This is a genomic window from Polynucleobacter sp. 35-46-11 (assembly GCF_002281105.1).
The window spans coordinates 1-4801 of the sequence record NZ_NCFJ01000169.1; the positions used below are offsets into that span (position 1 = coordinate 1).

Consider the following 4801-nt stretch of genomic DNA (forward strand, 5'->3'; position numbering starts at 1 on the left):
TGGCATGAAAGGCGCGATAGAGGTAGCTAGAACCGTCTACCAACAAGAGTCTATGTTTAGTCATACCGCAATCGTACAATCTAGTTGCTAACTGCCTACAGATCAGGTTCAAATCCTCCTGAAAAGAGGCCTAAAAAGGTGAAAAATGATGCACGCTCTAATTAACTTACTCCACTCTTCTGTGAGCCAAACCCTTGTTCTAGCAAGCTTTTTAGTGGCTTTTGCCTCTTTTGGCCTGCATTCAGCCCACGCCCAGAATAATTCTCAGGCACTGAGCCCATCCGAGCTACAGCGCATTAATAACCAGCCATTAGCACCAGCAGTCAGCGCATCTCAAGCGACCAATGCGCCTGAAGGTCGTAAACCTAGTTTCCAGCATAAGGAAGCCACCGGCACTGAAATCACCGAATACAAAGATACCAATGCACCCACTCAGGTGGATGTAAAGACACGGTATACCAGCTACGAAATGGCGCCCCCAGCTACAGTCATGCCTGGCGCACCAAAAGAAACTGATCTTATTAGCGTTCCTAGCATCAGTATTCCTTTTTAATCACTGATTACCTTTATTACTCACGCCCTTCATTTTTAGTTATGGCAGTCTTCACACCCGTTGAGCTGAGTGATATCTCCAATTGGATTGCGGCCGATTTTGATATTGGACAAGCGGTTGATATTCGCGGCATTCATGGTGGCATCGAGAACTCCAATTTCTTTCTCGACACCGAGAAGGATGGCAAGAAACAAGAATATGTTCTGACTATTTTTGAAAGACTATCAGCAGAGCAACTTCCCTACTACTTAGAGTTGATGCGTCACCTGGCCAATAAAGGCACCGCAGTACCCAAGCCGCTTGAGAACAAACAGGGGCAAATTTTATTTACCCTCAAAGGCAAGCCGACAGCCATTGTCAGCAAGCTTCCGGGCCTTTCCAGACTCGCTCCTGAAGCAAAGCATTGCGCCCTAGTTGGCGAAAATTTAGCAAAGATGCACTTGGCTGGCAGTGACTTCAAGCAGACTCAAGAAAATCTTCGCAGTCTTTCTTGGTGGCAGAAAACAGTTCCACAAGTGTTATCGCACCTGAGCGATGCACAAAAAGAATTACTCACAACTGAGCTTGCCACTCAAGAACAATTCTTTACCTCTGCGGCCTATGCATCACTGCCGCAAGGGGCAAGCCATTGCGACCTCTTTAGAGATAATGTGCTGTTCGACCCTCAGGGTGCAAACGATACTTCTCAAGATCAACTTGGCGGCTTCTTTGACTTTTATTTCGCTGGTACCGATAAGTGGTTATTTGATTTAGCAGTCACCGCAAATGATTGGTGTCTTGCTGACAACAAACAGGATTTAGATCCCGCTCGCTTCAAAGCGCTGATGGATGCATATCAATCTGTTCGACCACTTACATCTGAAGAGCAAGCAAGCTGGCCCCTCATGATTCGCGCTGCAGCGTTAAGGTTCTGGATTTCTCGCTTGTGGGATTTTTACCTGCCGCGTGATGCGCAAATGCTGACCCCACATGACCCCCGTCATTTTGAAAACATTCTCTTAAGCCGCAAAGCAATATGAAACTCAACTCCGTCGCCCCAAAAGAGGGTTACACCTGGATTCGTCAAGGCATTTGGCTATTCAAACAAAATCCCTTAGGGTTTTTGATGTTGGTATTCATGTATGTGTTTGTGGCCCAGCTAGCCGTACTCGTACCCGTTATTGGCATTTTTGCCGTTTTATTACTCACACCCACTTTATCGGTTGGCTTCATGACCGCCTGTCGTCAAGCAATTCAGAAAGAGCGTATTCGTCCATCAGTTTATTTAGCTGCGCTTCAGTCAACACCCATCGTACGTAAGCGCATTCTGCAGCTGGGCTTAGTCTATGCAGCACTCATTCTGGCCCTGAGTTTTATCTTGAGCTTACTGGTGGATTTTGAATTGCTCATCCCGCTGATGACGAACGACAAACCCATCACTCCTGAAGCCATTCGTCAGATCTATCTCATTCTCTTTTTTGGTGGCTTGCTGTATGTCCCAGTAGCAATGCTGATGTGGTTCTCACCTGTACTCGTTGCTTGGGCTGATATGCCAGTAGCAAAGGCGCTATTCTCTAGTGCTATTGCTTGCTGGGCAAATCGTGGTGCATTCTTTTTGTATATCGCTATTTGGGGTGCGATCCTAATCGCCATCCCTTTAACGATTGGCTTCATCTTTGATGCGCTTGATTTAGGTCAAGCTGCATCCTTCATCATCGCCCCTATTTCGATGGCGGGACTCACTGTAATGCATTGCTCTTTCTTTGCCACTTGGAAAGCCTGCTTTGCTGAAAAAGAATCAGCAAGCTTGATTGCATAATTGATTTCTTTGCCTCCTTCTTGGTTACTTGCTCAATCTATTGCAGCAAGCTTAGCAATACTGAGCTGCAACCATTTCACACCATGGCGCTTGAAGTTCACTTGAGCGCGCGCATCGGCATCATTGCCCTCTAAACCAGTCACACGCCCTTCACCAAACTTGGTGTGGAAAACGTTTTGTCCAATCGTAAATGGGTAGTTCCCGCGTGGTGGTGAAGCCATTCTGGTTACGGAAGTAGATGCTGAACCTACTCGCCCAATTTGTCTTGCAGGTCTCTCACGCTCATTACCACTGTCAAAGAAATCATTTGATCCAAACTCGCGCTGACGCGTATAGCCATCTTGCCAAGTTGATCCTGCGCGACCACCATTTCCACCAGTAGTGCCACCCCAACGGGCATCTTTTACTTTTGGGGTGAGCCACTTCAATGAATCCGATGGCAACTCTTCTAAGAAACGAGATGGCATGTTGTAGCGCACTTGACCGTGCAACATCCGTGACTGCGTATGAGAAAGATAGAGGCGCTCCTTGGCGCGGGTAATCGCGACATACATCAAGCGACGCTCTTCCTCCAAACCATTCTGCTCATTAATGCTGTTCTCATGAGGAAATAAACCCTCTTCTAAACCAGTAATAAACACGGAGGTGAACTCCAAGCCTTTGGCAGAGTGCACTGTCATCAGCTGAACGGCATCTTGGCCCGCTTGGGCTTGGTTATCACCAGCCTCCAATGAAGCGTGAGAGAGAAAAGCTGCCAATGGCGATACGTCAACTACGCCAGGCGCATTTTCACCTGGTAGTGTGGCAGCAGTGGCATCTTGGCCATAACCCTCTTCCGCAATAAATGCGGTTGCGGCATTAATTAATTCCTGTAAGTTTTCTACGCGATCTTGGCCTTCACGTTCAGACAGGTAGTGCTGAATCAAGCCACTGTTCTGAATCACAAACTCGACTGTCTCAGGTAATGTGTTGTGACGAGTAGCCTCGCGCATGTGATCCACTAAGCGCACAAAGCCACCTAAAGCAGCGCCTGCCTTACCATCCAATGTTGACGCCGCCAAATACAAAGAACTATTCTGAGCACGTGCTGCATCTTGCACGGCTTCAATGGATCTCGCACCAATACCACGCGTCGGGAAATTCACTACACGAGAGAAAGAGGTATCGTCATTCGGATTCTCCAAAAGACGGAGATAAGCCAAGGCGTGTTTAATCTCGGCCCGCTCGAAAAATCGTAGTCCACCGTACACGCGATACGGAATCGCCGCAGAGAACAAGGCATGCTCGATGATGCGTGACTGCGCATTGCTTCTGTAGAGCAAGGCAATTTCAGTACGTTTAATGCCACTATTTACCAAGGCTTTGATTTCATCTACGAGCCAAGCGGCTTCAGCATAATCGCTTGGTGCGTCATAGATGCGGACTGGCTCGCCATGACCAGCATCGGTGCGCAGGTTTTTCCCTAGACGATCTGTATTGTTAGAAATAAGATAGTTGGCTGTATCTAAGATGTGGCCATGTGAGCGGTAGTTTTGCTCAAGCTTGACCATCATCGGGTGATATTGCTTTTCATAAAGACGCATGTTCTCAACGTCTGCACCGCGGAAAGCGTAAATACTTTGATCGTCATCGCCCACTGCAAAGACTGCACTACTTCCCATACCGCTAACATTGACGCGACTAGCGTCATGGCCAGAGAGCAATTTGATCCAGGCGTACTGCAAGGCATTGGTATCCTGGAACTCATCAATCAAGATATGGCGGAAGCGCTCTTGGTAATGCGTCCGAATCGCTTCATTGTGCTTAAGCAATTCATAACTGCGTAATAAGAGTTCAGCAAAGTCAACTACCCCTTCACGCTGGCACTGCTCATCGTAGGCTTCGTACAACTGCGCCATCTTGGCTTGAAAGTCATCGCCAACAGATAACTCTTTGGCACGCTGACCACGCTCTTTGGCGTGCGCAATGAAATATTGCAACTGCTTAGGGGGGTATTTCTCATCATCGACCTTTAGGCCCTTCAAAAGGCGCTTAATGGCGGATAACTGATCCTGGGTGTCCAAAATCTGAAAAGTGGACGGTAAACCCGCCTCTTTGTGATGCGCACGCAGTAAACGGTTGCAAAGACCATGGAAAGTGCCAATCCACATGCCGCGGGTATTAATGGGCAACATCGCGCTTAAGCGCAACATCATCTCTTTAGCGGCCTTATTGGTGAAGGTCACCGCTAGGACACCAATAGGCGAAACCTGGTCTGTTTGGATCAACCAAGCTATACGGGTCGTGAGGACGCGGGTTTTTCCACTGCCGGCGCCAGCCAAAATCAGGGCTGACTGAGCCTGGCCATTTGGATTGACAGGCGGGAGGGTCACTGCCTCGCGTTGTTCTGGATTAAGGTTTGCGAGCAAGTCTGAGTACATCGCCCCAATTATAATTTGCCTCTTATGCCA

The 4801-nt window shown here is 48.1% G+C and carries 4 protein-coding genes; 3 read left to right on the forward strand and 1 reads right to left on the reverse strand.

Annotated features, from left to right (window positions below; all coding sequences use genetic code 11):
- The first annotated feature begins 145 nt into the window (after positions 1–145).
- The 3 genes from B7Y67_RS10995 to B7Y67_RS11005 are packed head-to-tail and all read left to right on the forward strand — an operon-like array spanning position 146 to position 2351.
- Positions 146–553: a hypothetical protein gene (locus tag B7Y67_RS10995; RefSeq protein WP_293598681.1), complete on the forward strand. Its 408-nt coding sequence runs from the start codon at positions 146–148 to the stop codon at positions 551–553.
- Between the two features lie 41 nt (positions 554–594).
- Positions 595–1572, forward strand: a complete 978-nt coding sequence (locus B7Y67_RS11000) for a homoserine kinase (protein WP_293598682.1) — start codon at positions 595–597, stop codon at positions 1570–1572.
- The gene (locus B7Y67_RS11005; protein WP_293598683.1) at positions 1569–2351 is read left to right on the forward strand and encodes a BPSS1780 family membrane protein; all 783 of its coding nucleotides are present in this window, start codon (positions 1569–1571) and stop codon (positions 2349–2351) included. Before B7Y67_RS11000 ends, B7Y67_RS11005 begins: the two co-directional genes overlap by 4 nt.
- 32 nt (positions 2352–2383) lie before the next feature.
- On the opposite strand, the gene B7Y67_RS11010 is transcribed toward B7Y67_RS11005, so the two are convergent.
- Positions 2384–4771, reverse strand: a complete 2388-nt coding sequence (locus B7Y67_RS11010; RefSeq protein WP_293598684.1) for a UvrD-helicase domain-containing protein — start codon at positions 4769–4771, stop codon at positions 2384–2386.
- Positions 4772–4801: the final 30 nt, after the last annotated feature.

Excerpts from the sequence above, each read along its gene's own strand:
- B7Y67_RS11010 (WP_293598684.1), bottom strand. The coding sequence starts at position 4,771 with ATGTACTCAGACTTGCTCGCAAACCTTAATCCAGAACAACGCGAGGCA.
- B7Y67_RS10995 (WP_293598681.1), top strand. The coding sequence starts at position 146 with ATGATGCACGCTCTAATTAACTTACTCCACTCTTCTGTGAGCCAAACC.
- B7Y67_RS11005 (WP_293598683.1), top strand. The coding sequence starts at position 1,569 with ATGAAACTCAACTCCGTCGCCCCAAAAGAGGGTTACACCTGGATTCGT.
- B7Y67_RS11000 (WP_293598682.1), top strand. The coding sequence starts at position 595 with ATGGCAGTCTTCACACCCGTTGAGCTGAGTGATATCTCCAATTGGATT.